General features: G+C 31.0%; 1 protein-coding gene. It reads left to right on the top strand.

Annotation, left to right across the window (positions count from 1 at the left end; genetic code table 11):
- The first annotated feature begins 176 nt into the window (after positions 1 to 176).
- Positions 177 to 1,529, top strand: a complete 1,353-nt coding sequence (locus tag LQ679_RS14600) for an IS1182 family transposase (protein ID WP_107591166.1) — start codon at positions 177 to 179, stop codon at positions 1,527 to 1,529.
- The last annotated feature ends 98 nt before the right edge of the window (positions 1,530 to 1,627 follow it).

Raw genomic sequence — 1,627 nt, 5'->3', positions numbered from 1 at the left:
GTCGACAAAGTCTTAGACTTTGCCGGCATTTTTTTATGCGCATGCTTTCCGCGGGCATGTTCTCAGCCTGTAGTCTTCGAATCATGCTGTTCCCGCAGGAGTCAGCGCTAAAAAAATACCAAAAATTAATAATCCATTTTATAATATAGTTGAAATTTTATTTAGGAGTTGATTCTATGTTAAATAAATCCGAGAATAAACGTGACCAATATGAAATGATTTCTGTTTCAGAGTTAGTACCTAAAAATCATTTATTGAGAAAAGTTGATAAAATATTAGATTTAAACTTCGTTTATGAACTTGTTGAAGATAAATACTGTTTAGATAACGGACGTCCTTCTATTGATCCTGTTATCTTAGTTAAGATCTTACTGATTCAAAGATTATTTGGCATAAAATCAATGAGGCAAACTATTAAAGAAATTGAAACTAACGTAGCTTACCGTTGGTATTTAGGATTTAGCTTTCTTGATAAAGTCCCTCATTATGGTACATTCAGTAAAAATTATACAAGACGCTTTCATGATACTGACCTGTTTGAACAAATATTCGAAAGAATATTAGAAATTGCGATTAAGAATAACTTAATTGACCACTCAACGTTATTCATTGATTCAACACATATCAAAGCTAATGCGAATAAAAATAAATATATTAATCAAGTTGTAAAAAAGGATACATTACATTTCCAAGAAGAACTTAATAATGAAATTAATCAACAGAGGTTAGCGCAAGGAAAAAAGCCCATAAAAAATAAGAAAAAGGAGGAGTTTAAAAATAAGAAAGTCAGTACTACCGATCCAGAAGCTGGTTACTATGTTAAAGGTGAAAGAGAAAAACAATTTGCGTATAGCTTACATAGTTGTGTAGATAAAAATGGTTTTATAATTGATCAACATGTCACACCTGGAAATATACATGATAGTACACAGTTGAAACCTATGGTTGAAAGATTAGAAGAAAAAAATATGTTGCCAATCACACTAGCAGTAGACTCCGGATACAAAACGCCATTCAATGCGCATTATTTACTAGAGAAATCGATAGTACCTGCAATGCCCTATACAAGACCAAAAGGAAAGCCAGGAATATTTAAAACTAAAGATTTTATTTATGATGAATATTACGATAGTTATATATGTCCAAATGATAAATTACTAACTTTTAAAAGAACTATGCCAACAGGGCATAGATTATACAAATCTAATCCTATTATATGTAAATCATGTCCACTACTAAATGAATGTACAGAAAATAGAAGTTTTACTAGAGAAATTCGAAGACATGTATGGCAAGATGATTTAGATATAATCGAAGATTTAAGGTTTGTAGATACAATAAAAAAAGCATATAAACTAAGAAGTCAAACAGTAGAAAGACGATTTGGTGATGCAAAAGAACAGCATGGTATGAGATGGACTAGATATAGAGGAATTAAAAAAGTTTCCATGGACACCACGCTTATTTGTGCTGCCATGAATCTTAAAAAGTTGGCAATGTGGCTCGTAAAAGAGCCACAAATAGCCTAGATTAAACGTAGTTTAATCATGATTTTAGTGGAAAATATTAATCCATATAAAAAAACAAACTGAACTTATAAATTTAAGTTCAGTTTGTCCACAGTCTG

Origin of the sequence: Mammaliicoccus sp. I-M35 (assembly GCF_022386455.1) — a bacterium.
Lineage (GTDB): Bacteria > Bacillota > Bacilli > Staphylococcales > Staphylococcaceae > Mammaliicoccus > Mammaliicoccus sciuri_A.
This window is presented reverse-complemented; position numbering and strand designations above follow the sequence as displayed.

Excerpts from the sequence above, each read along its gene's own strand:
- LQ679_RS14600 (WP_107591166.1), top strand. The coding sequence starts at position 177 with ATGTTAAATAAATCCGAGAATAAACGTGACCAATATGAAATGATTTCT.